Source organism: Kitasatospora sp. NPDC032150, assembly GCF_055579945.1.
The window spans coordinates 51,020-75,256 of sequence record NZ_JBVIMH010000021.1; the positions used below are offsets into that span (position 1 = coordinate 51,020).

Sequence of the window (24,237 nt, forward strand, 5' to 3'; positions counted from 1 at the left end):
GGCAGGTCGCACCCGGGCCCGCGCGCGTGCGCAACAGCGGGCCGCCGGTGGACCCGGTCCAGTCTCCCCCGGGGACGTCAGCGTCGGCGGAGGGCGCGCACCAGGATCACCGCGCCACCGATCAGCGCCACTCCACCGCCGATCACCCACGGCATCGCGCCGCGGTCACCGACCGGGCCGCCGCTGACCGGGGTCACGTCCGTACCGGCCCAGCGGGTGGCGGCCCGGTCACGGGCGCTGCGGGCGGGCGGCGCGGGCGCGTACCGGCCGCGCGGCGGGGCGTGGTCCACCTCCTCGGCCGAGCGGCCGACGATGCTCCGGCGTACCGGGCCGGTGAGCGGTTCGTCCGCAGAGCCGAGACCGTGCTCGTACTCCTGCTCGAACTCGTAGGTGAGGCCCGCCGGGGAGTCGGGGATCTCGACCGCCTCCTCGACCGCCTCCTCGGCCTCGCCCGTCTCCTGTGGGGCTTCCCCCGCCTCGGTCGCACCGGCCCCTTCCGTCACGCCCGCCTCGGCAGCCTCCTCGGCCTCCTCAGATGCCTCGGCCTCCACAGCCTCACCCACCTCCGCGGCCGCTTCCTCCGGCTCGGCGGCCCCGGCCTCCGGAGTGGCGGTCTCGGTAGCGGCAGGCTCGGCGGTCTCGGCGGCTTCAGCGGTCTCAGTGGCCTCGGTGGCTTCAGCGGTCTCGGCGGTCTCGGCGGGCTCCTCCTGGCTCTTCGTGAAGACGGCCTCGTCCGAGAAGGGGATCAGGTCGGAGAGGTCCTCGTCCAGGTCACTGCCGAAGCCCGGGGCGTGGGCCTCCAGGTAGACGACGGTGGCGCCGGGCGGCTCCTCGCCGGCGGCCTCGGCGGCCAGCGCGGCGGCGAACCGCTCCAGCAGCCGACGACCGGCCGCGGCCAGGGTGGCGGAGTCCAGCTCGGCCAGTCGGCCGCTCGCGCTCAGGTCGCCGGTGAACCGCAGGGCGGTGCTCGGCGTCTCCTCGTCGCCGGCCGGGGCGACGGCGATCCGGACGGTCGCGCTCGCCTCGCCGCTGCCCCGCGACTCCTGGCCCTCGCCGAAGGCGGTGAGGACACCCTCCCGTCCCTCGATCAGCGAGAGCACGCCCCGGTAGGTGATGGTGGAGCCGCCGATCCGCAGCCGGAGCCGGCCGCCGATCTCGTCGCCGAACGCGTACCGCGGGGGGTTCTTGGCAGCGTTCTTCCGGCCCCGGCCGCCCTTGCCGGACTTCTTCGCGGCGTCCTGGGCGGCGCCGGCCTCGGCGTCCTCATCGGCGTCGGTGCTCAGCCCGGGGACACAGCGGACCAGTAGTTCCGGATCCTGCATGGCCTGCTGGACGACGGCGGCCGGCAGCGGGACGACAACCTCATGCTCCATGCCCGCGAGCCTACCGACCCGTCCCCCGGGGCGAGAGCTAGCGGGCAGGTTCTTCGCACCGGCGCCGTCCCGGTCGCCCCGACCGGCTCACGCAGCGCAGTCATCCGACCTCGCCGGGTGCGTGCGCGGCGAGCACTCCGCGGCGGACACCCCGCGGTGGACGCGATGGAACGGGACGCCCCGATAGGTGCCGTACGCCTCGGAAGCCGCCTCGGAAGCCGCGTCGGACAGAGTGGGCCGGGCGTGCCCGGGCCCGGGACGGCCGCGCTCACCCGAGCAGCGTGATCGGCGCCGCCGCCCCGGCCGGGCGGCGCTCGGCCAGCCGCCGGGCGGCCTCGCGCAGCCCGGCGGCGGTCAGCGAGCGCGGCGCCGGGGCATCCGCACCGAGCGCCAGCAAGGGCTGCTCCCGCCCGGCCAGTACGAAGGCCGGACCAGGTAGCGTCATGCCCGAGCACCGGTGCCCGCCGCCCGCCCCCTGGTACGGGACGGTGCGCAGCCCGACCGTCCGCAGCCCGGCCTCGGCCGACCAGAGCGCGGGACCGACCGGTCCGGTCCGGACCGCCAGGCGCCCGTACGGCGCCAGCCGGCGTGCCGCCAGGCCGTAGAACTCCAGCGACGCGTACTTCTCGCCGCGCCGCCCGTCGGTCTCGGGCAGGTCGGAGACGATCACGTCGAACGGCTCGCGCGCCGCCCTGCGGTCGGAACGCAGCCAGCGGAGCGGATCGGCGACGACCAGCCGGACCCGTGGGTCGTCGAAGGCGTACTCGCTGAGCGCGCTGAGCGCCGGGTCCGCGCGCACCAGGGCGGGCAGCGCCGGGTCCCGTTCGACCACCACCACCGACCGCACCCGGGAGTGCCGCAGCACCTCGCGCAGCGCCAGCCCGTCGCCGCCGAGCACCAGGACCCGGGCGCCCGCGCCGGCGGCCAGCGCGGGATGGACCAGCGCCTCGTGGTCCCGGTACTCGTCGGGGCCGCAGACGGCCAACCGGCCGTCCAGGAACAGCTCCAGCGGCGGGTCGGCAGGACCGTTCACCCGCGACGGGCCCCCGGCGCGCTGCTGCGGGAGCCGGTCGGCGGCTTCGACGACGGCCGGGGCCCAGGGAGCCGCCCGGGGCGCGGCGGGCCGGGCGGGTCCGCTCAGCACGATCTCCTGGAACCGGCTCTGGGCGGCGAAGCGGACCTGGGCCCCGTACAGGGCGTGCCGGGCGGCCCGCTCGATCGCACCGGTGAAGGCGGCGGCTGCGGCCAGTGCGGCCAGCACCAGGCCGCAGCCGGTCCACAGCAGCGTCCGGGCCCGGGGCGGCGGCTCCTCCCGGAACAGCCAGAGCACCACGGCCGCGCCCGCGACGGCGTTCACCGCGCCGGTCAGCAGCGCCCCGGTGGCCTGGCCGAAGGTGGGCAGCAGCAGGAACGGGAAGGCCAGCCCGCCGATCAGCGCGCCGACGTAGTCGGCGGCGAACAGGTCGGCGGCGGCGCGGCCGGCGTCCTCGCAGCGGATCCGCTGGATCAGCGTCATCAGCAGCGGGATCTCGGCGCCGATCAGTGCCCCGATCACAAAGGTCATCCCGACCAGTCCGGCCATGGTCGCCCGGTACTGGTCGAGCCAGGCCCAGCAGGAGTACAGCATCAGCACCGAGAGCCCGCCGACCAGCGCCAGCGCGCACTCGATCGCGGCGAAGGCGGTGGCCGGGCGGCGGGCCAGCCGCTTGGCGAGCAGCGAGCCGACGCCCATCGCGAAGACCATGACGGACAGCACCACGGAGGTCTGGGTCATCGAGTCGCCGAGCAGGTAGCCGCCGAGGGCGACCAGTTCCAGCTCGTAGACCAGCCCGCAGGCCGCGCAGACGAACGCGGCGAGCAGCACCAGCGGCCGGGCCGGCCGGCGCAGCCGCCCGCCCGGTATGGCGTCCCGGGCGCGGACCGCCCCTGCACCGATCCGGCCGATCAGGGCAGGGTCTGCGGAGTCGAGGCCCGGCTGCGCCGGCGGGCCCGCGGATTGGTTGATCATGAACAAACGCTAGGCGACGTACGGCGCCCGGGGCTGCGCCCATTCGGGGGACAGAGCGGCGCGTGGAGTTGACGCCTCACCAGCACGGATTACCTGCTTGACCCGTCGGGGTGAACCACCGGGCCGACGGTATCCGGCGGACCGCTGCGCACCACCAGGGAGGAGCGGGTACAGACCAGCCGGCCCTCCTGCGGGTACGCGTGCCAGGTCCGCCACAGCACGCGGTGCTGGTCGCCATGGGCCACCAGGGCGGTGAAGGCGCTCGGGTCGCTGGGGAAGACCCCGGCCAGCGCCCGGGGGTGGCCCTCGACCAGGGACAGCAGTTCCTGGGCCCTGGCGGCGAAGACGTGCCGTGGCAGTTCCTCGATCCGGGCGGCGAACTCGTACTCCCAGCCCGCCACCTGCTTGGCCACCCGGGCCGGGAGCGGTGTCCGCTGTCCCGGCATGCAGGCGACGGTCTCCAGGCACTCGCCCGGTCTCGCGGCCAGGATCACCTGGTGGGAGGCGCCGAGCAGGCGCAGCTGCAGCGTCCCGCCGGCCCGCGCGGTCGGTGCGTCGTCCTCCCCCCGGCCGCCCGGACCGCTCCGGCCGCCCGGACCGCTCCGGGTGTCCATGCCGTCCGGGCTGTCCAGGATCAGGTTGTGTACGGCGAGCGCGGGCAGCGGGTCGCCGCCCAGGCGCCAAGCCAGGTCACCGGCGCGGGTGTCGGTGTAGGAGGTCTGCAGTGTGGTGAGCATGCTCGACTCCGCTTTTCAACTCCGTGCGCGCCGCCGGCCGAGCAGCAGCAGACCCCGCTGATGGCGGGCTGTAGAAGGCTGTGCTGCGGTCACTGGCGCGGCCGACCATGGAAGGAAGGATTCCGGCTAGAGATTCAGCAGCAGAGAAGCACGAATTCTCCGGGACCGTCAGGGATTTACCCATCTTTGTCAGCCATTCACCGTTCTAGGCGCAGCCGCGTTCGCGGTCTGATCGGAGCCATGAACAAGTCTGTCCGATGCGCGCCTATTCATGCCGGGTGCATGTCCCAGGCGCCCGGCGTGCGCCTCGCGCGCCCGGCGTGACTGGTGTGAACTGGCGGGCAGTTGTGAGTTATGCGCCCTCTCGATCGAGCTGGCGCACCGGGAACCGACCCTGATCATCCCGCTCGCACCCGATGGTCCACCGGGGAACGGCGGGCGCCCCGCCGAGCGGTCCGGCACCGGGCAGCGGTGGCCGGGACAGGGGAAGCGGCGGCCGCCGACGGCCCGGCCCGAGCGGGGCATCCCGGGACGGCACGGCGGCCGCGGACATCGCTCGGTGCCCGCCGCCGGCCGGTCGGTGGTGAGGCCCCACCCGACCCGTTCGCCCCGGTGCACGAGCTCTGCCGTACCGCTGTGAACTCGCCGCCCGTTTCCGGGGATCGAGCGCCGAGGCGCCGGTCGCCGACCGGGCTCAGAGCCGCCCGAGCCGGTCGACGGCCTCCCGCAGGACCTCGTCCCGCTTGCAGAAGGCGAACCGCACCAGGCTGCGCCCGACCTCGGTGTTGTCGTAGAAGACGACGTTGGGGATGGCGACCACACCGCAGCGTTCGGGCAGCGAGCGGCAGAACTCCAGGCCGTCCTTCTCGCCGAGCGGGGTGATGTCGGTGGTGATGAAGTACGTCCCCTCCGGGTTGAAGACGCGGAAGCCGGCGGATGAGAGGCCGTCAACCAGCAGGTCGCGCTTTCGTAGCAGGTCGGCGCGGAGGGCGTCGAAGTAGCCGTCGGGCAGGTGCAGGGCCTCGGCGACCGCGTACTGGAAGGGGCCGGCGCTGACGTAGGTGAGGTACTGCTTGGCCGTGCGGACCGCCGAGACCAGGGGAGCGCTCGCGGTCACCCAGCCGACCTTCCAGCCGGTGAAGGAGAAGGTCTTGCCGGCCGAGGAGATGGCGACGGTGCGCTCGCGCATACCGGGGAGGGCCGCGATCGGGTGGTGTCCCGCGGCGAACACCAGGTGCTCGTAGACCTCGTCGGTGATGACCAGCAGGTCGTGCTCGACGGCGAGTTCGGCGATGGCGGCGAGCTCCTCGGGGGTGAGGACGGTGCCGGTGGGGTTGTGCGGGGTGTTGATCAGCAGCAGGCGGGTGCGCGGGGTGATCAGCGAGCGCAGTTCGTCCAGGTCGGGGCGGAAGGACGGCTGGCGGAGCGTCAGCGGCACGCGTACGGCGCCGGCCATCGCGATGCAGGCGGCGTAGGAGTCGTAGAAGGGCTCGAACGCGATCACCTCGTCGCCGGGTTCGAGCAGTGCCAGCAGCGCGGCGGCGATGGCCTCGGTGGCGCCGGCGGTGACCAGTACCTCGCTGTCGGGGTCGTACGCCAGCCCGTAGAACCGTTGCTGGTGCTCGGCGATGGCGGTGCGCAGCTCGGGGATGCCCGGGCCGGGCGGGTACTGGTTGCCGCGTCCGGTCAGTACCGCCCCGGCGGCGGCCTCGGCGATCTCCCGGGGCCCGTCGGTGTCCGGGAAGCCCTGGCCGAGGTTGATCGAGCCGGTGGCCGCGGCCAGCGCGGACATCTCCGCGAAGATCGTCGTCCCCAACCCCGCCAGCCTGCGGTTCAACAGCGGTCGCGCACCCATCTCGGCTCCTCGCGGTTCGTGGTGCGACCATCCTCCGGGTGCGGGCGGAGGACGACAAGTCCACTGCGGGAGAAGCGCATCGCGTCCGCTGCCGCGTGCCGGTCGGCGGGTCCCGCGGGTGACATCCCAACGGGGTACCGGCCGAGTTGGAGCGGACAGTTGACGAGGAGTCCGGGTCGTGACGCATCCGGGCCCGCCGCCCCCGGGCGGGGGTGGCGGGCCCGGATCCGTGCGCGCGGGGTCAGCCCTCGTCGGAGGCGTCGCCCTCGCCCTCGATGTCCTTCTGCAGCCCGAGGCGCTCGATGATCCACTGCTCGAAGCCGACGGCGGCCTGGGTCCAGTTGGCGGTGGTGGTGACGAAGTAGTCCAGGTTGACGCCGGTGCCGACGATCATCTGGGCCTCGCCGATCAGGCGGACCACGCCGTCCTCGTGGGTGTGGGTGTAGACCTTGGGCCAGAGGGTCTCGCGGTTCCACTCGTCGATCAGGTCGAGGATCTCGTGCTTGTCCTCGAGCGGGTACGCGCGGTCGTAGAAGGCGCGCACCGCGAAGAGTTCCTTCTGCTCACCGCGGAACATGTAGTAGACGCGGAAGCCGTCCCACGGCGCGGTGAGGTCGCCTTCGTCGTCCACCAGGTGCTTGAGCTGCATCTGGTCGAGCAACTGCGCCACCAGGGCCTGGTCGGGGACGACCACGGGCGGCGGACCGGCGGGGCGGCCACCCTGCGGGGGCTGCGGCGCGCCGAAGGAGGGGATGGACGACGGGTCGATGCTCATGATGGGAGGTCCTTCGTATTCTCAGTGCACAAGGGTGGCTGGAACTGAGGGGCCGCCCTTCCATGTCCCCATCCTGCCTCATTCCGCGCTCACGACACAGGGGACGCCTGCGCGCCCGTCCGGAAGATCCAGAACGGGCAGGTTTGCCCGTCCTGGACCGTCCTCGTGACCACCCCGGGAACCGCCTCGGCGACGCCCCGGAGGAGGCTGTTGCGCAGGTCATCGTGCAGGTCAACGCACAGGTCATCGCGCAGTTCGTGGAGCCGGGGCCGGGATGGTGCGTCCCGGCCCCCGGGGTCACTTCTCCAGCGAGGTCACCGGGTGCTGGGCCCGTACGGTGAGCTGGTCGCCGGCCTCGTCGCGCTCGACCACCACGGTGTCCCCGTCGCGGACCTGGCCGGCCAGGATCGCCCGGGCCAGCTGGTCGCCGATCGCGGACTGCACCAGCCGCCGCAGCGGCCGCGCCCCGTACGCCGGGTCGTAACCGGTCAGTGCCAGCCAGTCGCGGGCCGCCTCGGTGACGTCCAGGGTGAGCCGGCGCTCGTGCAGCCGTGCGCCGAGCCTGGCGACCTGGAGGTCGACGATCCGGCTCAGCTCGGCGGTGCCGAGGGCGTCGAACACCACGATGTCGTCCAGCCGGTTCAGGAACTCCGGCTTGAAGGCACCGCGCACGGTGTCCAGCACCAGCTGCTTCTTCCGCTCCTCCGGGATGCCCGGGTCGACCAGGTACTGGCTGCCGAGGTTGGAGGTGAGGATCAGGATGGCGTTGCGGAAGTCGACCGTCCGGCCCTGGCCGTCGGTGAGACGGCCGTCGTCCAGCACCTGGAGCAGCACGTCGAAGACCTCCGGGTGGGCCTTCTCCACCTCGTCCAGCAGCACCACGCTGTACGGGCGGCGCCGGACCGCCTCGGTGAGCTGGCCGCCCTCCTCGTAGCCGACGTACCCGGGCGGGGCACCGACCAGGCGGGAGACCGAGTGCTTCTCGCCGTACTCGCTCATGTCGATCCGGACCATCGCGCGCTCGTCGTCGAAGAGGAAGTCGGCGAGGGCCTTGGCGAGTTCGGTCTTGCCGACACCGGTCGGGCCGAGGAAGAGGAACGAGCCGGTCGGGCGGTCCGGGTCGGAGAGGCCGGCCCGGGTGCGGCGCACGGCGTCCGAGACGGCCTGGACGGCCTCCTTCTGGCCGATCAGGCGGCGGCCCAGCTCCTCCTCCATGCGCAGGAGTTTGGCACTCTCGCCCTCCAGCAGCCGGCCCGCCGGGATGCCCGTCCAGGAGGCCACCACATCGGCCACGTCGTCCGGGCCGACCTCCTCCTTGACCATCGCGGCACTCGCGTCCTCGTCCGCGGCCCTGGCCTGGGCGTCCGCCAACTCCCGTTCGGCGGCCGGGATCTCGGCGTACATCAGCTTGGAGGCGCGCTCGAAGTCGCCGTCGCGCTGGGCCCGTTCGAGCAGACCGTGCAGGTCGTCCAGGCGCTCCTTGAGCTCGCCGACCCGGTTGAGGCTCTTCTTCTCCTGCTCCCACCGGGCGTTGAGGGTGCTCAACTCCTCCTGCTTGTCGGCCAGATCGCGGCGCAGCTTGCCCAGCCGTTCGACCGAGGCCGGGTCGGACTCCTTCTCCAGCGCCAGCTCCTCCATCCGCAGGCGGTCCACGGCGCGCTGGAGCTGGTCGATCTCGACCGGGGAGGAGTCGATCTCCATCCGCAGCCGGGAGGCGGACTCGTCCACCAGGTCGATGGCCTTGTCGGGCAGGAAGCGGGCGGTGATGTAGCGGTCGGACAGGGTGGCGGCGGCGACCAGGGCGGCGTCCGAGATCTGCACCTTGTGGTGCGCCTCGTAGCGGCCCTTGAGCCCGCGCAGGATCGCGATGGTGTCCTCGACGCTGGGCTCGCCGACCAGCACCTGCTGGAAGCGGCGCTCCAGCGCCGGGTCCTTCTCGATCCGCTCGCGGTACTCGTCCAGCGTGGTGGCGCCGACCATGCGCAGCTCACCGCGGGCCAGCATCGGCTTGAGCATGTTGCCCGCGTCCATCGCGGAGTCGCCGCCCGCACCCGCGCCGACCATGGTGTGCAGCTCGTCGATGAAGGTGATGACCTGGCCGTCGCTGTCCTTGATGTCGTTCAGGACGGCCTTCAGGCGCTCCTCGAACTCGCCGCGGTACTTGGCACCGGCGACCATCGCGCCGAGGTCCAGGGCGACCAGCCGCTTGCCGCGCAGCGACTCGGGCACGTCACCGGCGACGATCCGCTGGGCCAGCCCCTCGACCACGGCGGTCTTGCCGACACCCGGGTCGCCGATCAGCACCGGGTTGTTCTTGGTGCGGCGGGAGAGCACCTGGACCACCCGGCGGATCTCCTGGTCCCGGCCGATCACCGGGTCCAGCTTGCCGTCCCGGGCGGCCTGGGTGAGGTCGGTGCCGTACTTCTCCAGCGCCTTGTACGTGCCCTCCGGGTCGGGGGAGGTGACCCGGGCGCTGCCCCGGACGTCCTTGAACGCGGCGAGCAGTGCCTTGGGGGTCGCGCCGTGCTGCTTCAGCAGGTCGGCGACCGGGCCGCCCTCGGCGGCCAGGCCGACCAGCAGGTGCTCGGTGGACAGGTACTGGTCGTCCAGGTCCTCGGCGCGCTTGCCGGCCTGGTTGAGCACGGCCATGGTGTCCCGGGCGAGCTGCGGTGCGGACACGGTCGAGCCCATGGCACTGGGCAGCGCGGTCAGCTGCCGGCGGGCGGCGGCGGTGACGGCGGCGACGTCCGCGCCGACGGCCTCGAGCAGGGGGCGGGCGATGCCCTCCGGCTGCTCCAGCAGGGCCAGCAGGATGTGCACCGGCTTGACGTCCGGGTTACCTGCGGCGCTGGCCTGGCGGATCGCGGCGGACAGGGCGTCCTGGGTCTTGCTGGTGAACTTGCTGGCATCCACTGCTGGCGTGCTCCTCTCAAAGCGGTGACTTTTACAGCATGCACTAAGTTGAGTCTATTCCACTCAGGTTTGCTCCGGGAGGCCGGGTGCGGCCCGGGTGGTGCGGGGGCTGCACCCGGCGGTGGGCCGCTGCGCCCGGAGCGTTCCGGCGGGCCGCACGCAGCCGGGGGCTACCTTCTCGGGGCTCCCGCATCCCCCGCCCGTCCGGTCTTGCGGGTGAGGCCCAGCAGGGTGCGGGCGGGTCCGCTGGGGCGCTGGCCGGCGGGCCAGACCGCGTGCAGCGGGCGGTGGAGGTCGACCCCCTCCACCGGTACGGACACCAGCCGCCCGGTGGCCAGTTCCTCGACCACCACCAGCTCGCTCAGGCAGACCGGCCCGGCGCCGGTCATCGCGGCCGCCTTGAGCGCGGTGGAGGAGGCCAGTTCCAGTCGGGGCGGGGCGGTGCCGCCGAAGGGTGCCAGCGCCTGGTCGAGCACCTCGCGGGTGCCGGACCCCGGCTCGCGCAGCACCAGTGGGGTCGTCGCCAGTTCGGGCCCGGTGATCACCGAGCGGCGCGCCCAGGGGTGGTCCGGTGCGACCACGACCACCAGCCGGTCGGCGGCCACCACCGCACCGGACAGCCCGGCGGGCGACCGCGGGCCCTCCACGAAGCCGAGGTCCGCCTGCCCGGCCAGCACCTGGGCGGCGACATCGGCGGAGTTGGCCGTCCGCAGCGTCACCGCCGTGCCGGGGCTGGCCTCGTGCAGGGCCAGCAGCCACCCCGGCATCAGGTACTCGGCCACCGTCAGGCTGGCCACCACCCGCAGCCGGGCGTCCCGCCTCCCGCGCAGTGCGTCGATGCCCGCGTCCAGCGCCTGGGCCGCCTCCACCACGCCGCGCGCCCATTCCACCACCAGCTGCCCGGCCTCGGTCGGTCGTGAACCGCGGGGCGACCGCTCCAGCAGTGCCACCCCGATCTGCCGTTCCATCCCCTTGATCCGGGCACTCGCGGCCGGCTGGCTCACGCCCAGCTCCGCCGCCGCCCGGCCCACGCTGCCCAGCCGGGCCACCGCCAGCAGCAGTTCCAGCGCGCCGAGCTCGGGAACGCGGGTTGAGAGGGTCATAGGGTCAGCCTATGTCTTCACCGGTCGGGCCGTGCTGCCGCCGACCCCGGCCGGCCGCCCCCTCCCAGTAGTAGTCAAGTACGCGTCAGTCAGAACAAATGCTGGTAAAGGCGGGGAAACCCCATGGCCGCCCGGCCCGGCGTCCTGCATGTTCCTGCACTTGCGGAAACCTGCAGCCGGACGCCACTTGTTCCGTCGGCCTCCCGCTGTGAGGGTGGAGCCACGCCAGGTCGTCCAGGCAACCGCAGCCTGAGGACGGCGACTTGCTCTTCAACGTGGGTGCGCAGGGTCTTCCGACCATGCCGACGCGCATCGGGGGGAAGAGCGCCGGACGGGACGCCATGTGTGGTGATGGCCCCCGGCACCGGAGTCGGCGAGGCGTTGCTGCTCCGCCTCGCCGAAAGCGCCTCGGCAATGGCGTGCCGCAGCGGGCTTCCCCCGGGTTTCAGAGCGCAGCCGCGCCTGCCCGCGGGGGGCCCGCAGCTACAGGGGCTCCAGCGACTCCGACGGCCGAGCCTGCTGAGATCATGATCCAGAACGGCAGAGGACGGCAGAGGGAAGTCGGCAGGGGTGCTCGAATTGGGTGCGGATCCGGTGGCCGACCAGGGAACCGGGGTACCGGGTGGGGCCGCCCGCCGGCTATATCTGGCGGTGCTCGCCGAAGGCGGCCGGATACCGGCCGCGGGCATCTCCGCCGCCGACTCGGCGGCCCGGGACGAACTGGTCCGGATCGGCCTGCTGATGGAGAACCCGCTCGACGACGCGTACTTCGCGGTCAGCCCGCGCGCGGTGGCCGAACGGATCGGCGCCCGGCTGCGCTCGTCGGCCACCCGACTGCTGCTGGAGGCGGAGGAACTCCCGACCGTCCTCGACGGACTGGCCCGCGCGTACGACTCGGTCCGAAAGCCCCCCGTGGACCCGCCGGCACCGGCGGTCCTGGAAGGCGGCGAACGGATCCGCCACCGGATCGCCGAACTGGTCTCGGAGTGCCGGCACGAACTGCTCACCGCCCAGCCGGGACCGAGGCGGCCCGAGACCATGACCCTGGCCCGGCGCCAGGATCTGGAGCTGGTGCGCCGGGGTGCGTCGCTGCGCGCGCTCTACCAGCCGGTGGTGCTGGGCGAACCGGCCACCGTGGACTACGCGGTCGCGATCGCCGAACACGGCGGCGAGGCCCGGGCGCTGGACGAGCCGTTCCAGCGGATGATCATCATCGACCGCGCCGTTGCCGTCGTCCCGGCGGCCGACGACCACAGCCGGGCCGCCTTCCTCACCGACCCGGCCGTCCTGTCCTTCCTGCTCGCCGTCTACGAGCGGGACTGGGCTCGCGCCGATGCCGTCCGCTGGTCCGCCCCCGAGGCGCGGCCCACCACCCGCTCCGCCCCCGACCGGGTCGGCCGCCTGCTCGCCGCCGGCCTCACCCAGCGGGCCGTCGCCACCCGGCTGGGACTCGGCGAGCGCACGGTCGCCGGACACATCGCCCGGCTGCGGGCCCGCTACGGCGCCCAAACGCTCTTCCAGCTCGGATGGTTGATGCGGGGTGAGGAGCGTGGCGGTGAGTGAGGCCGGGCTGGTCGCGCTGCCGGACGAGGCCGAGCGGACGCTGTACTTCGCGGTGCTGGAGCAGGGCGGACGGGTGCTGTTCCGCGACGTCGCGGAGGCCGATGCGCCAGCGGTGCTGCGGCTGCTCGAACTCGGGCTGCTGATCCACCACACCGAGGACGCTTCGCTGACGGCGGTGAACCCGCGATCGGTCGGCGAGCGGATCAGTTCCGGGCTGCGGGCGGCCGGCACCCGGATGCTGGTGCAGGCGGAGCAGATGCCTTCGCTGCTCGGCGAGTTGACCGAGGCCTACGACGCCTCTCCGCGCAAGGTGGACCGCTCCAGCGAGGTGCAGCACGTCGACGACATGGAGGAGATCCGGCATCGGATCCTCCAGATCGAGGCCGACAGCCGGGAGGAGATATCGGCGGCGCAGCCCGGACCACGGCCGGCGGGACATCTGGCCCAGTCGATGGAGCGTCTGCGTCGTTTCCTCGACGGGGGCGGCAGTAGCCGGACGATCTACCAGCCCGAGGTCAGGGATGATCCGTCAACTCTCCAGTACGCGGCGGTAACCAGCGAATGGGGCGAGCAGATCAGGATCCTGGCCGAACCGTTCACCCGCATGCTCGTCTTCGACCGGCGGATCGCGGTGATCCCGGCCGCCGCGGACAACAGCAGTGCGGCGTTCATCGAGGACCCGGCGGTGGTGGCCCTCCTGGTGGGCGTGTTCGAGCGGGACTGGGAGCGGGCCGAGCGGGTCCAGTGGCGCAGCGCCAAGCCGGACGCCGGCGCGGTCCCGGCCCATGAGCAGGTCGGCCGCCTCCTCGCCCAGGGGCTGACCCAGCGGGCGATCGCCAGCCGGCTGGGGCTGAGCGAGCGCACGGTGGCCGGGCACATCTCCCGGCTGCGTGAGCTGTACGACGCCGAGACGCTGTTCCAACTCGGCTGGCAGATGCGGGGAAGCGAGGTGACGTCGGGTGGGTGACGCGCGGCGGTCAGCCGGTCGCGACCTCGGAGCCCCAGTAGTCGAACGGGCCCGAGGCCGGACGCTCCTGGCGGGGCGTCGGGAAGGTGTCGCCGGGGGCGGTCCAGAAGCCCTCGCGGAGGGAGAGGGCCATGCCCGCCCAGTCGAGCGCGGTCTCCACGGTGTGGCGCAGCGCCTCCTGGGACCAGGTGTCGTCGAAGACCAGCGGCAGTACCGGCGCGACCTGCTCGATGGTGGCGATCAGCGGGTTGTGTGTGATCGCCTCGTCCACCAGCAGCACCACCGGCTTGCGCAGTGCGGAGGCCCAGCCGAGCTCCAGGCTCACGCCGGCCGAGAGCGGGGCTCCGACGTAGGCGAAGACCAGGTCGGCGGTCTGCAGCGCGCGGAAGTCGGACGGCACCCGGGGCTCGGGCGCCCGGCCCTCCACGCTCCAGGCGTCGCTGTGGTGAGCGCTGTACACGGCCGCGCCGCTGCGCAGCAGCGTCGAGCGGAGGGTGGTCAGCCTGGTCCGGCTGGCCAGGGTCACCACGCTGTCGGCCGGCCCGGTCAACCGCATCAGCGGCGCGGCCAGGAACACCCGTGCGCGACGACCCTCAGGGGTCTGGACGGCGCGCTGGCGCAGGTAGGGCTCACTCATGTCGACTCCGGGGGACGGCCTACCGGGGAGAGAAACGTCCTGGTGGGCGGGTGTGGTGTGTGGTGTTCGGTCTGGCAGGGGCAGTGTGATGCTGCTGGTGTGGACACGCCCCTTGGCTATTGACCAGTCTTCGGCGTTCCTTGCTCCGACGGGGGAGGCGGGGCACTGGTGCGCGGGGTGGGGCGTGCACTGATCGTCGCCGGTGACGGTTGACGCCGTCCACTGCCCCGGGGTGTCATCTCGATGTCTGGCAGTCAGATGACAGCGGTCGGCAGCCGCAACTCACGGACGGACATCAAGCGCTTCCATTAGCGGGGGTGTCATCTTTTTGCCAGGCGGAAGAATGACACCCTCTGCAGCGGGCCGACTGTTTGCGTGACCTCGGCTGGTCGCGCTTTGATGGCTCGGGCCAAACAGCCATTCGGGTACTGCTGCCGACGTTCCGAACCGGCGACTAGCATACGGCCGGTTATAGCGGATACATGACAAGGAGTGGCGACGTGCGACGCGTTTCCCGGTTCGTGATCAATGGACTAGCGATCACCGCTCTGCTGCTCGCCGTGCCGTCGGCCCTCCCCAGCGACTGGGGATGGAACAAGGCAGCGCCTGCGACTACCTCCGTTCAGGACCGCACCGCGGTACCGCAGAGTGCGTACCTCGCCGACTGGGGCTGGAACCGCGCGGTTGTGGTCGCTGACCCGACTTCCGCGCGAACGGTGGCCGGGGGGCAGGCGGTTGCCGTCGACCAGGACTGGGGCTGGAACTGACCGACGTCGCTTGAAGGTGGCGAACGGCCGGTCATGCCTCCGGGAGGAGGTCGTCGTTCGCGCTGAACAGGTGTGGTGAGCTCATGGCCATCCGCCAGCCCAGTTGGAACAAGGTCTCCGCTTCGTACTCCTCGCGGATGTCCGCTATGTGCCGCGCCAGCGTGCGTTCGCTGATGCCGAGGCTTCTGGCGATGACTCGGTGGCCCACGCCTTGGATCATCATCCGCAGGATTTCCGCGCGAAGCCTCGAGATCACTTCCTGGGGTACCTCTGTGGCGCCGGGAAACGGAATTGCGCGGTCCCAGAGACCTTCGAAGGTGGCTGTCAGGTGCGCCACCACTGCGGCATCGTGGACGAACGCGGCGCGTTCGTAGTCCCCCTGGACCGGGATGACGGCGACCTCGCGGTCGACGATGATCAGCCGGGTGAACGGCTCGGCGAGGGTCCTGACCTCGGCACCCTGATCGGTCATGCGCTCGGCATATTGGCGGGTCGGTGCCGAGTAACGTGCGCTGGGCTGATAGATCGTCCGACGGGAAACTCCTCGGCGCACCAGCATGACGTCGCGGTCACCGATCCTGCGGATCAGATCCTGAGGGCGACTTCCGCCGGGCTGCGCCGTCAGTACTTCTTTGGCGGCGCCCTCGACGAGGATCTCCAGACGCTGGTTGATCTCGGCGAGTCCGTGGACGTATTCGACCGGCCCGCCCTGCTCAGTGGGTGGGCTGCTCGCTCCGTATGCCTGGGTGAGTTCTTGCAGGGCCGAGGGGAGTGCGACCGCCCGGGACAGGAACGAATGGGCCTGCTCCTGCCAGTACGTGCCCAAACGGCTTGCTATGTGGGAGGGATCCGCGGCGATCAGCGCGGTCGGATCTTCGTTGTCCGGAGTCAGGAGCCCGAGTTCCAGAAGCTCGGCTTTCGCCTCGGGATCGGCTTCTGCAGCCGCATTCAGCCGGCCTCCTTCAGCGACTACTCGAAGGTAGAGGGATCTCGCGGATCGGGAAATCACGTCATGGGGATCAGCCTGGGACTGGGCTATGCCTGGGTCCCTCATTGCTGGCCTCCCATCCCTCTGGCTCCGTCCGGCGAGGCCGACCGCGTGTTGGGTTCTCAGACCGGAACCAGGTCCCGGGAACCAGGTCCTGTGACAGACCGTTGCAGCCGACTTATCAGGGAGCACTCTACGCATGAGCGCGAGCTGTTGGCACCCCGTCAGCAGGCGGCGCCAACAGCTCGCGGAGGAGCCGATCTCTACCGCTTCGGCCGCCACACCACCAGAGCGCTCGACTGCTGGACCTGCTGGTACGGAACGAGGTCCCGGCGGTACGAGGCGTGGACGGCGGCCTCGCGCTGCTGGAGGGTGGCGGCGGCGTCCTCCAGGGAGCCGACCAGTTCGGCGATGCGGGACTGGAGGGCGGTGACGTGGTTCTCCAGCTCGATGATGCGCTTGATGCCGGCCAGGTTGATGCCCTCGTCCTGGGACAGGCGCTGGACCTCGCGCAGCTGCTGGATGTCGCGGGCGGAGTAGCGCCGGCCGCGGCCCGCCGTCCGGTCGGGGCAGACCAGGCCGAGGCGGTCGTACTGACGCAGGGTCTGCGGGTGCAGGCCGGACAGCTCGGCGGCCACCGAGATGACGTAGACCGGGGTGTCCTCGGTCAGCACGTAGTTGGTCCTACCCGCGGGGTTGGCACGGGACGAGGAGGCCCGGCCCGGGCGGGGACCGCCCGGGAGCCCCTCCCCGAGGCCCGGGCCGATCGGGTTGCCGGAGCCGGTCTGGTCCTGGTTCATCTGGTCACGCTCCCTCCGCCGCCTTGAAGAGGGCGGCACGCGGGTCGTCCGAGGCGGTGGCCTCGCGATAGTGCTCCAGTGCGCTCAGTGCGTCGCCGGTGACGTTCTTGGGGACCACGACCTCCACGGTGACCAGCAGGTCGCCGCGGGTGCCGTCCTTGCGGGTGGCACCCTTGCCACGGGCCCGCATGGTGAGGCCGTTGGCGCTGCCGGGCGGCAGCTTGAGCTTCACGGCGGGGCCGTTCAGCGTCGGCACCTCGATGGTGCCGCCGAGCGCGGCCTCGGGGAAGCTGACCGGGACCGTCACGGTGAGGTTGTCGCCCTTGCGGCCGAAGACCGGGTGCGAGTCCACGTGGACCGTGACATAGAGGTCGCCGGGCTGGCCACCGCGCTCGCCCTGGGCACCCTTGCCCTTGAGCCGGATGCGCTGGGCGTCCTGCACCCCGGCGGGGATGCGGACCTGCATGGTTCGGGCGGAGCTGGCGCGGCCGCTGCCGTGGCAGACGGTGCACGGGTCGTCGACCAGCATGCCGCGGCCCTTGCAGTCCCGGCAGGGGTCGGAGAGCGCGAAGGCGCCCTGGCCCCGGCTGACGGTGCCCGCGCCCACACAGGTCGGGCAGACCCTGGGCGTGGTGCCGGCCTTGGCACCGGTGCCGGAACAGCTGCGGCACGGGGCCTGGCTGGTCATCCGGAGCGGGACGGTGGCGCCGTCCACGGCCTCCTCGAAGCTCAGCGTCACCTCGGTCTCGACGTCGGCGCCCCGGCGCGGCTGGGCCTGCCGGCCGCCGCGGCCCCCGAACAGCCCGCCGAAGACGTCGCCGATGCCCCCGCCGCCGCCCTGCGAGCCGCTGAACAGGTCGCCGAAGTCGAAGTTGTAGCTGCCGCCGCCGGCCCCACCACCGCGGAAGCCGCCCGCGCCGAACAGCGACCTGGCCTCGTCGTACTCCTTGCGGCGCTTCTCGTCCGAGAGGACGTCGTACGCCTCGGAGATGTCCTTGAAACGCTCCTCGGCCTTGGCGTCACCCTTGTTGGCGTCGGGGTGGAACTCCCGGGCCAGCTTGCGGTACGTCTTCTTGATCTCGGCGGCGGTGGCGTCCTTGGGCACACCGAGGACCTTGTAGTAGTCCTTCTCCACGTAGTCCTTGGTGCTCATGGCTGCCGCCACCTCCCAGGCCAGAAATAACGGTCAATGCTCGCGGATACGGCGCTGCGGAGCCGTCCGTCGCAACGATGGACGACGTACGACTCCGCAGCGCACAGAGTGTCAGCTTTCGGCCGCACCGTCACCCTTGTCGGACTCCGGCTTGTCGGAGGCCTCCGGGGCGGACGTGCTCTGGCTCCCCGGCTGGGGCTCGGCCACCGCGACCATCGCCGGGCGGATGATCCGCTCGCCGATGCGGTAGCCGGGCTGGAGGATCTGCACGCAGGTGTCCTCGGTGACGTCCGAGGAGTAGCTGTGCATCAGCGCCTCGTGCATGGTCGGGTCGAAGGGCTCGCCCTCCTTGCCGAACTGCTGCAGGCCCAGCTTGGCGACGACCATCTCCAGCGACTCGGCGACGGACTTGAAGCCACCCGTCACCTCGCCGTGCTCGCGGGCCCGGCCGATGTCGTCCAGCACCGGGATCAGGGTCTCCAGGATGTTGGAGACCGCGATCTCGCGAACCGTCAGCCGGTCGCGCTCGACCCGCTTGCGGTAGTTCTGGTACTCGGCCTGGAGGCGCTGCAGGTCGGCCGTCCGCTCGGTGGCCTCGCGCTTGGCAGCGGCGAGCTCGTCGGTGGAGGCGTCCGCGACGGCCTCCTCGGCGGCCTTGAGGACGGCCTCCTCGGCGGCGGAGTCGTCGCCGGGCTTGCCGCCCTGGCGCTTCTCCGTCATGCCGCACCACCCTTGGGCTTGTCCTCGTCGACGATCTCGGCGTCGACGACGTCGTCGTGGGCGGCACCGGCGGCGGCGTCACCGGCCGGGGCGCCGGCGGCCTCGTTCTGCGCGTAGAGGGCCTGGCCCAGCTTCTGCGCGGTGGTGGAGACCTTCTCGGTGGCCTCGCGGATCGCCGCGATGTCCTCGCCCTTGAGCTTCTCCTTCAGCTCGGCGATCGCGGTCTCGACCTCGGTCTTGACCTCGGCCGGGAGCTTGTCGGCGTTGTCGGCGATGAACTTCTCGGTCGAGTAGACGAGCTGCTCGCCCTGGTTGCGGGTCTCGACGGCCTCGCGGCGCTTGGTGTCCTCCTCCGCGTACTGCTCGGCCTCGCGGCGCATCCGGTCGACCTCGTCCTTCGGCAGCGAGGAGCCGCCGGTGACGGTCATCTTCTGCTCCTTGCCGGTGCCGAGGTCCTTCGCGGCCACGTGCATGATGCCGTTGGCGTCGATGTCGAAGGTGACCTCGATCTGCGGCAGGCCGCGCGGGGCCGGCGGCAGGCCGGTCAGCTCGAACATGCCGAGCTTCTTGTTGTAGGCCGCGATCTCGCGCTCGCCCTGGTAGACCTGGATCTGCACGGACGGCTGGTTGTCCTCGGCCGTGGTGAAGATCTCCGAGCGCTTGGTCGGGATCGTGGTGTTGCGCTCGATCAGCTTGGTCATGATGCCGCCCTTGGTCTCGATGCCGAGGGACAGCGGGGTGACGTCCAGCAGCAGGACGTCCTTGACCTCGCCCTTGAGGACACCGGCCTGCAGCGAGGCGCCGATGGCGACGACCTCGTCCGGGTTGACGCCCTTGTTGGCCTCCTTGCCGCCGGTCAGCTCCTTGACCAGCTCGGAGACGGCGGGCATACGGGTCGAGCCACCGACCAGGACCACGTGGTCGATCTCGGACAGCTGGATGCCGGCGTCCTTGATGACGTTGTGGAACGGAACCTTGCAGCGCTCCAGCAGGTCCGCGGTCAGCTGCTGGAACTGGGCCCGGGTGAGCTTCTCGTCCAGGTGCAGCGGGCCCTCGGCCGAGGCGGTGATGTAGGGCAGGTTGATCGAGGTCTCGGAGGACGAGGACAGCTCGATCTTGGCCTTCTCGGCGGCCTCGCGCAGACGCTGCAGGGCCATCTTGTCCTTCGACAGGTCGACTCCGTGGCCGGCCTGGAAGACCTTCACCAGGTGGTCGACGACCCGCTGGTCCCAGTCGTCACCACCGAGGTGGTTGTCACCGTTGGTGGCCTTCACCTCGACGACGCCGTCGCCGATCTCCAGCAGGGAGACGTCGAAGGTGCCACCACCGAGGTCGAAGACCAGGATGGTCTGGTCGTCCTTGTCCAGGCCGTAGGCCAGGGCGGCGGCGGTCGGCTCGTTGACGATGCGCAGGACGTTCAGACCCGCGATCTCACCGGCCTCCTTGGTGGCCTGGCGCTCGGAGTCGTTGAAGTACGCCGGGACGGTGATGACCGCGTCCGTGACGGTCTCGCCCAGGTAGGCCTCGGCGTCGCGCTTCAGCTTCTGCAGGATGAAGGCGGAGATCTGCTGGGGGTTGAAGTCCTTGCCGTCCAGGTTGATCTTCCAGTCGGTGCCCATGTGGCGCTTGACCGACCGGATGGTGCGGTCGACGTTGGTGACCGCCTGACGCTTGGCGACCTCGCCGACCAGGACTTCGCCGTTCTTAGCGAAGGCGACGACGGACGGCGTGGTCCGGGCGCCCTCGGCGTTCGTGATGACGGTGGGCTCGCCGCCCTCCAGAACGCTGACGACCGAGTTAGTCGTACCGAGGTCGATGCCGACCGCACGTGCCATCGTGGATACCTCCGACGAGAAGTTGAGCTTTACGGGCTCAAGCATGCACGAGGGGCACGAACGAGTCAACAGCCATGAGTCGAGTCGGCTCAAGTTTGCTGCGGCGGGCGTCCGCCTCTTCCGTTTTCGCCCGAATGAGTGAGTATGGCCTTACGTGACTGCCGCCATACCTTGAGCACCTTCTGGATCAGTGCTAATGGGCGATAAGGTCCGGCCGGTGGGTGGTTAAGTTACCCACGAGTACACTTGACCGACCTATACCTTCACCGCCACTGGAGTACGGAGAAGCCGGATGCAGCTAGCAGCGATCCTCATCTCACTGGGCACGACCGTGGTCGGCGTGGCGCTGTTCGCTCGTGCCATCGCGCAGATCTACCGGTTCGTCCGGCTCGGCCAGCCCGTCCCGGCCGGATCGAGGATCAACGACCCGGCCGCCCGGACGGTGACCCTGATCCGGGAGTTCCTCGGGCACAGCCGGATGAACAAGTGGGGCATCGTCGGTGTCGCCCACTGGTGCGTCGCCGTCGGCTTCTACGCGCTGATCCTCACCCTGGTCGGCGCGTTCGGTCAGCTCTTCGACCCGGACTTCGAGGTCCCGGTCGTCGGTGACTGGACGCCGTACCTGGTGTTCCAGGAGCTGCTCGGCCTGGTGACCTTCCTCGGCATCGCGGTGCTGACCGTGATCCGCCAGCTGAGCCTGCCGAACAAGGCGGGCCGCAAGTCCCGCTTCGCGGGGTCCAACATGGGCTTCGCCTACTTCATCGAAGCGGTCATCCTGATCATCGGTGCGGCGATCCTGACCCTGCGCGGCCTGGAGGGTGCGCAGGCCGGGGTCGACCACTACTCGGCCGCGTACGTGGTCTCGTACCCGCTGGTGAAGGCGTTCTCCGGGCTGAGCATCGGCACCCTGCACAACCTGCTCTGGCTGACTGCGACGATCAAGATCTCGGTCTCCTTCATCTGGATGATCACGGTCTCGCTGAACACCGACATGGGTGTCGCCTGGCACCGCTTCCTGGGCTTCCCGAACATCTGGTTCAAGCGGAACGCCGACGGCGCGGTGGCGCTCGGCGCGCTGCAGCCGATGACCAGCGGCGGCCAGCCGATCGACTTCGAGGACCCGGCCGAGGACGCGGTCTTCGGCGTCTCCCAGGTCGAGCACTTCTCGTGGAAGGGCATCCTCGACTTCTCGACCTGCACCGAGTGCGGGCGTTGCCAGTCGCAGTGCCCGGCCTGGAACACGGGCAAGCCGCTGTCGCCCAAGCTGCTGATCATGTCGCTGCGCGACCACGCCTTCGCCAAGGCGCCCTACCTGCTGGCCGGCGGCGGCAAGGACATGGAGGGCGAGGAGAAGGCGACCGCCGAGCAGCTGGCCGATGTGCCGGCCGCCGCGCTGGCCGAGGCCGAGCGCCCGCTGATCGGCACCGCCGAGGAGAGCGGCGTCATCGACCCGGACGTGCTGTGGTCCTGCACCACCTGCGGTGCCTGCGTCGAGCAGTGCCCGGTCGACATCGAGCACATCGACCACATCGTCGACATGCGCCGCTACCAGGTGATGATCGAGTCCTCGTTCCCGACCGAGGCCGGGACGATGCTCAAGAACCTGGAGAACAAGGGCAACCCGTGGGGCATGGCCACCAAGGCCCGCCTGGACTGGGTCAAGGAACTCAAGAAGGAGACCGGCATCGAGGTGCCGATCATCGGCGAGGACATCGAGCCCGCCGAGGTCGAGTACCTGTACTGGGTCGGCTGCGCCGGCGCCCTGGAGGACCGGGCGAAGAGGACCACCAAGGCCTTCGCGGAGCTGCTGCACACCGCGGGCGTCAAGTTCGCGATCCTCGGCAAGGAGGAGTCCTGCACCGGTGACTCCGCCCGCCGTCTGGGCAACGAGTTCCTGTTCCAGATGCTCGGTGCGCAGAACGTCGAGACGCTGAACGCGGCGCTGGAGGACGCTCCGGTCAAGCGGATCGTCGCCACCTGCCCGCACTGCTTCAACACCATCGCCAACGAGTACCCGCAGCTGGGCGGCCACTTCGAGGTCATCCACCACACCCAGCTGCTGCAGCACCTGATCGACGAGGGCAAGCTCATCCCGGTCAACCCGGTCGAGGGCCTGATCACCTACCACGACCCCTGCTACCTGGGCCGCCACAACAAGGTCTACAGCCCGCCGCGCGAGATCATGGACAAGGTCCCGGGTCTGCGCCAGCAGGAGATGCACCGCCACAAGGAGCGCGGTTTCTGCTGCGGCGCCGGTGGTGCCCGGATGTGGATGGAGGAGCGGATCGGCAAGCGCATCAACACCGAGCGCGTGGACGAGGCGTTGTCGCTCAACCCGGACATCGTCTCCACCGCCTGCCCGTTCTGCCTGGTGATGCTCTCCGACTCGGTCAACGGCAAGAAGAACGAGGGTGCCGCGAAGGAACACCTGAAGGTGGTCGATGTGGCCCAGCTGCTGCTCGACTCGGTGAAGGCCCAGCCGGTGCCGGATCCGGCACCGGTCGAGGTCTGACCTGCGGCGTGGCCGTCGATGTTCGGCCCCCGTCCCCTGCCCGGGGATGGGGGCCGAACTCATTCCGGCCTTCTTGATCTTTGTCGACCGTTAATGTTCGTTTAAGCAGCCGGTCGATCGTCCGTGGGGTTCTTCAATGATTCAGTGATAAAGATCAAGCAGCCGTTGGAACGTGCCTGCTTTGGAAGGAAATACAGTAGGCGCCTACGGGCCCGCATCGGGCTTCCGAACGACGGCACCAGCCAGCAGACCGGCCGGGCCGCCGTACCGGAACGGCCATCACACCGGAACAAGGGGAGAAGCGCGGACCATGACCGAAGCGATCATGCTGGTCGGTGGAAAGGGCACACGACTGCGCCCGCTGACCACCCACACTCCCAAGCCGATGCTCCCCGTCGCCGGAGTGCCCTTCATCGCGCACCAGCTGGCCCGCGCCGCCGCGGCCGGGGTGACCCGCGTCGTGCTGGCCACCTCGTACCTCGCCGAGGTCTTCGTCGACCACTTCAAGGACGGCAGCCCCTACGGCATCGAGCTGGTCTACCTCACCGAGAAGGAGCCGCTCGGAACCGGCGGTGCGATCCGCAACGCCGCCTCCGGCCTCACCTGCGGCCCCGACGAGCCGGTGCTCGTCTTCAACGGCGACATCCTCTCCGGCGTGGACATCGCCGCGCTGCGCGACGGCCACGTCGCCACCGGCGCCGACGTCACCCTGCACCTCACCCGGGTCGAGGACCCGCGTGCCTTCGGCCTGGTGCCCACCGACGGGAACGGGCGGGTGCTGGAGTTCCTGGAGAAGCCCGAGACCCCCGAGCAGATCGTCACCGACCAGATCAACGCCGGGTGCTACGTCTTCACCCGATCGGTGATCGACCGGATCCCCACCGGCCGCGAGGTCTCCGTCGAGCGCGAGACCTTCCCCGAGCTGCTGAACAGCGGCGCCCTGCTTCGCGGCGTGGTCGACACCTCGTACTGGCTCGACCTGGGCACCCCGGCCGCCTTCGTCCGCGGTTCGGCCGACTTGGTGCTCGGCAAGGTCGACTCCCCGGCGGTGCCGGGACCGACCGGTGAGGCCCTGCTGCTGCCCGACGCCGACGTCCAGCCGGGCGCGGTGCTCAGCTGCGGCACGGTGGTCTCCGACGGCGCGGTGGTCGAGCCCGGCGCGATCGTCGAAGGCAGCGTGATCCTGCCAGGCGCGGTGATCAGCGCGGACGCCTTCGTCAAGGACTCCATCGTCGGCGCCTACGCCACGATCGGGGCCCGCACCTCGCTCGACGGGGCCGTGATCGGCGACGGCGCGATCGTCGAGGCCGACAACGAGCTGCCGAACGGCATCCGGATCGCCTGCGGCACCCTGCTGCCGGTCGGCGCGGTCCGTACCACCGCGGGCCCCGGCGGCTGCCCGGCCGGCGAGACCTCGGCGGCCGTGGTGCACGCACCGGCGGTCGGCGCGCAGCGTTAGCCGCTCCGGGCGGGCGGAAGCGTGAGCGCCCGGGTGCTCGGGCGTGCGCAACGGGTGCGCGGGGCGCGTGAG

At 71.1% G+C, this 24,237-nt stretch carries 17 protein-coding genes and 1 pseudogene; 5 read left to right on the forward strand and 13 right to left on the reverse strand.

Features of this window, described 5'->3' with window-relative positions:
• Positions 1-77 precede the first annotated feature (77 nt).
• The 7 genes from ACZ5ON_RS23670 to ACZ5ON_RS23700 form a co-directional block, all read right to left on the reverse strand.
• On the reverse strand, positions 78-1,373 hold the full coding sequence (locus ACZ5ON_RS23670; protein ID WP_465596063.1) for an SRPBCC family protein: 1,296 nt from the start codon (positions 1,371-1,373) through the stop codon (positions 78-80).
• 268 nt (positions 1,374-1,641) lie between these two features.
• Positions 1,642-3,381, reverse strand: a complete 1,740-nt coding sequence (locus ACZ5ON_RS23675) for a spermine/spermidine synthase domain-containing protein (RefSeq protein WP_465596066.1) — start codon at positions 3,379-3,381, stop codon at positions 1,642-1,644.
• 89 nt (positions 3,382-3,470) lie between these two features.
• Positions 3,471-4,118 carry a DUF2617 family protein gene (locus ACZ5ON_RS23680; RefSeq protein ID WP_465596069.1) on the reverse strand — a complete coding sequence of 216 codons (648 nt, stop codon included), beginning with the start codon at positions 4,116-4,118 and terminating at the stop codon, positions 3,471-3,473.
• 694 nt (positions 4,119-4,812) lie between these two features.
• Positions 4,813-5,973 (reverse strand): pyridoxal phosphate-dependent aminotransferase, encoded by a 1,161-nt coding sequence (locus tag ACZ5ON_RS23685; RefSeq protein WP_465596072.1) that lies wholly within the window; start codon positions 5,971-5,973, stop codon positions 4,813-4,815.
• A gap of 241 nt (positions 5,974-6,214) precedes the next feature.
• Positions 6,215-6,748 (reverse strand): type III secretion system chaperone family protein, encoded by a 534-nt coding sequence (locus ACZ5ON_RS23690; protein ID WP_465596075.1) that lies wholly within the window; start codon positions 6,746-6,748, stop codon positions 6,215-6,217.
• Between the two features lie 297 nt (positions 6,749-7,045).
• Positions 7,046-9,661: an ATP-dependent chaperone ClpB gene (gene clpB, locus ACZ5ON_RS23695; RefSeq protein ID WP_465596078.1), complete on the reverse strand. Its 2,616-nt coding sequence runs from the start codon at positions 9,659-9,661 to the stop codon at positions 7,046-7,048.
• Between the two features lie 170 nt (positions 9,662-9,831).
• Positions 9,832-10,764 (reverse strand): LysR family transcriptional regulator, encoded by a 933-nt coding sequence (locus ACZ5ON_RS23700; RefSeq protein ID WP_465596081.1) that lies wholly within the window; start codon positions 10,762-10,764, stop codon positions 9,832-9,834.
• Positions 10,765-11,358: 594 nt separating this feature from the next.
• Here ACZ5ON_RS23700 and ACZ5ON_RS23705 point away from each other — a divergent pair.
• Positions 11,359-12,327 (forward strand): LuxR C-terminal-related transcriptional regulator, encoded by a 969-nt coding sequence (locus ACZ5ON_RS23705; protein WP_465596084.1) that lies wholly within the window; start codon positions 11,359-11,361, stop codon positions 12,325-12,327.
• Positions 12,320-13,294, forward strand: a complete 975-nt coding sequence (locus ACZ5ON_RS23710; RefSeq protein ID WP_465596087.1) for a LuxR C-terminal-related transcriptional regulator — start codon at positions 12,320-12,322, stop codon at positions 13,292-13,294. Before ACZ5ON_RS23705 ends, ACZ5ON_RS23710 begins: the two co-directional genes overlap by 8 nt.
• 10 nt (positions 13,295-13,304) lie before the next feature.
• Here the strand turns inward: ACZ5ON_RS23710 and ACZ5ON_RS23715 are convergent, their stop codons facing one another.
• Positions 13,305-13,931 carry a hypothetical protein gene (locus tag ACZ5ON_RS23715; RefSeq protein WP_465596090.1) on the reverse strand — a complete coding sequence of 209 codons (627 nt, stop codon included), beginning with the start codon at positions 13,929-13,931 and terminating at the stop codon, positions 13,305-13,307.
• A 500-nt stretch (positions 13,932-14,431) separates the two neighbouring features.
• Here ACZ5ON_RS23715 and ACZ5ON_RS23720 point away from each other — a divergent pair, with 500 nt between their 5' ends.
• On the forward strand, positions 14,432-14,698 hold the full coding sequence (locus ACZ5ON_RS23720) for a hypothetical protein (protein ID WP_465596093.1): 267 nt from the start codon (positions 14,432-14,434) through the stop codon (positions 14,696-14,698).
• A 31-nt stretch (positions 14,699-14,729) separates the two neighbouring features.
• Here ACZ5ON_RS23720 and ACZ5ON_RS23725 read toward each other — a convergent pair whose 3' ends face one another.
• The 5 genes from ACZ5ON_RS23725 to dnaK form a co-directional block, all read right to left on the reverse strand.
• Entirely contained in the window at positions 14,730-15,707 is a 978-nt protein-coding gene (locus ACZ5ON_RS23725) for a helix-turn-helix domain-containing protein (RefSeq protein WP_465596096.1), read from the reverse strand.
• A gap of 242 nt (positions 15,708-15,949) precedes the next feature.
• On the reverse strand, positions 15,950-16,486 hold the full coding sequence (locus tag ACZ5ON_RS23730; protein ID WP_465596099.1) for a heat shock protein transcriptional repressor HspR: 537 nt from the start codon (positions 16,484-16,486) through the stop codon (positions 15,950-15,952).
• A gap of 4 nt (positions 16,487-16,490) precedes the next feature.
• Complete coding sequence (gene dnaJ, locus ACZ5ON_RS23735) at positions 16,491-17,639, reverse strand: molecular chaperone DnaJ (RefSeq protein ID WP_465596102.1); 1,149 nt, start codon at positions 17,637-17,639, stop codon at positions 16,491-16,493.
• Positions 17,640-17,750: 111 nt separating this feature from the next.
• On the reverse strand, positions 17,751-18,359 hold the full coding sequence (grpE, locus tag ACZ5ON_RS23740) for a nucleotide exchange factor GrpE (RefSeq protein ID WP_465596105.1): 609 nt from the start codon (positions 18,357-18,359) through the stop codon (positions 17,751-17,753).
• The gene (gene dnaK / locus ACZ5ON_RS23745) at positions 18,356-20,194 is read right to left on the reverse strand and encodes a molecular chaperone DnaK (protein WP_465596108.1); all 1,839 of its coding nucleotides are present in this window, start codon (positions 20,192-20,194) and stop codon (positions 18,356-18,358) included. The genes grpE and dnaK overlap by 4 nt, the downstream gene beginning before the upstream one ends.
• 292 nt (positions 20,195-20,486) lie before the next feature.
• Between dnaK and ACZ5ON_RS23750 the strand changes: the two genes are divergently transcribed.
• Together ACZ5ON_RS23750 and manB are read left to right on the forward strand one after the other, a co-directional pair.
• A complete protein-coding gene (locus tag ACZ5ON_RS23750) occupies positions 20,487-22,706 on the forward strand; it encodes a heterodisulfide reductase-related iron-sulfur binding cluster (protein ID WP_465596110.1) in 2,220 nt (739 codons plus the stop codon).
• 310 nt (positions 22,707-23,016) lie between these two features.
• Positions 23,017-24,081, forward strand: a pseudogene (gene manB, locus ACZ5ON_RS23755) (mannose-1-phosphate guanylyltransferase); the annotation flags it as partial.
• Positions 24,082-24,237: the final 156 nt, after the last annotated feature.

Bases quoted from the DNA above. Each gene is read 5' to 3' on its own strand.
- ACZ5ON_RS23670 (WP_465596063.1), bottom strand. From the start codon at position 1,373: ATGGAGCATGAGGTTGTCGTCCCGCTGCCGGCCGCCGTCGTCCAGCAG.
- ACZ5ON_RS23675 (WP_465596066.1), bottom strand. From the start codon at position 3,381: ATGATCAACCAATCCGCGGGCCCGCCGGCGCAGCCGGGCCTCGACTCC.
- ACZ5ON_RS23680 (WP_465596069.1), bottom strand. From the start codon at position 4,118: ATGCTCACCACACTGCAGACCTCCTACACCGACACCCGCGCCGGTGAC.
- ACZ5ON_RS23685 (WP_465596072.1), bottom strand. From the start codon at position 5,973: ATGGGTGCGCGACCGCTGTTGAACCGCAGGCTGGCGGGGTTGGGGACG.
- ACZ5ON_RS23690 (WP_465596075.1), bottom strand. From the start codon at position 6,748: ATGAGCATCGACCCGTCGTCCATCCCCTCCTTCGGCGCGCCGCAGCCC.
- ACZ5ON_RS23700 (WP_465596081.1), bottom strand. From the start codon at position 10,764: ATGACCCTCTCAACCCGCGTTCCCGAGCTCGGCGCGCTGGAACTGCTG.
- ACZ5ON_RS23715 (WP_465596090.1), bottom strand. From the start codon at position 13,931: ATGAGTGAGCCCTACCTGCGCCAGCGCGCCGTCCAGACCCCTGAGGGT.
- ACZ5ON_RS23730 (WP_465596099.1), bottom strand. From the start codon at position 16,486: ATGAACCAGGACCAGACCGGCTCCGGCAACCCGATCGGCCCGGGCCTC.
- dnaJ (WP_465596102.1), bottom strand. From the start codon at position 17,639: ATGAGCACCAAGGACTACGTGGAGAAGGACTACTACAAGGTCCTCGGT.
- grpE (WP_465596105.1), bottom strand. From the start codon at position 18,359: ATGACGGAGAAGCGCCAGGGCGGCAAGCCCGGCGACGACTCCGCCGCC.
- dnaK (WP_465596108.1), bottom strand. From the start codon at position 20,194: ATGGCACGTGCGGTCGGCATCGACCTCGGTACGACTAACTCGGTCGTC.
- ACZ5ON_RS23750 (WP_465596110.1), top strand. From the start codon at position 20,487: ATGCAGCTAGCAGCGATCCTCATCTCACTGGGCACGACCGTGGTCGGC.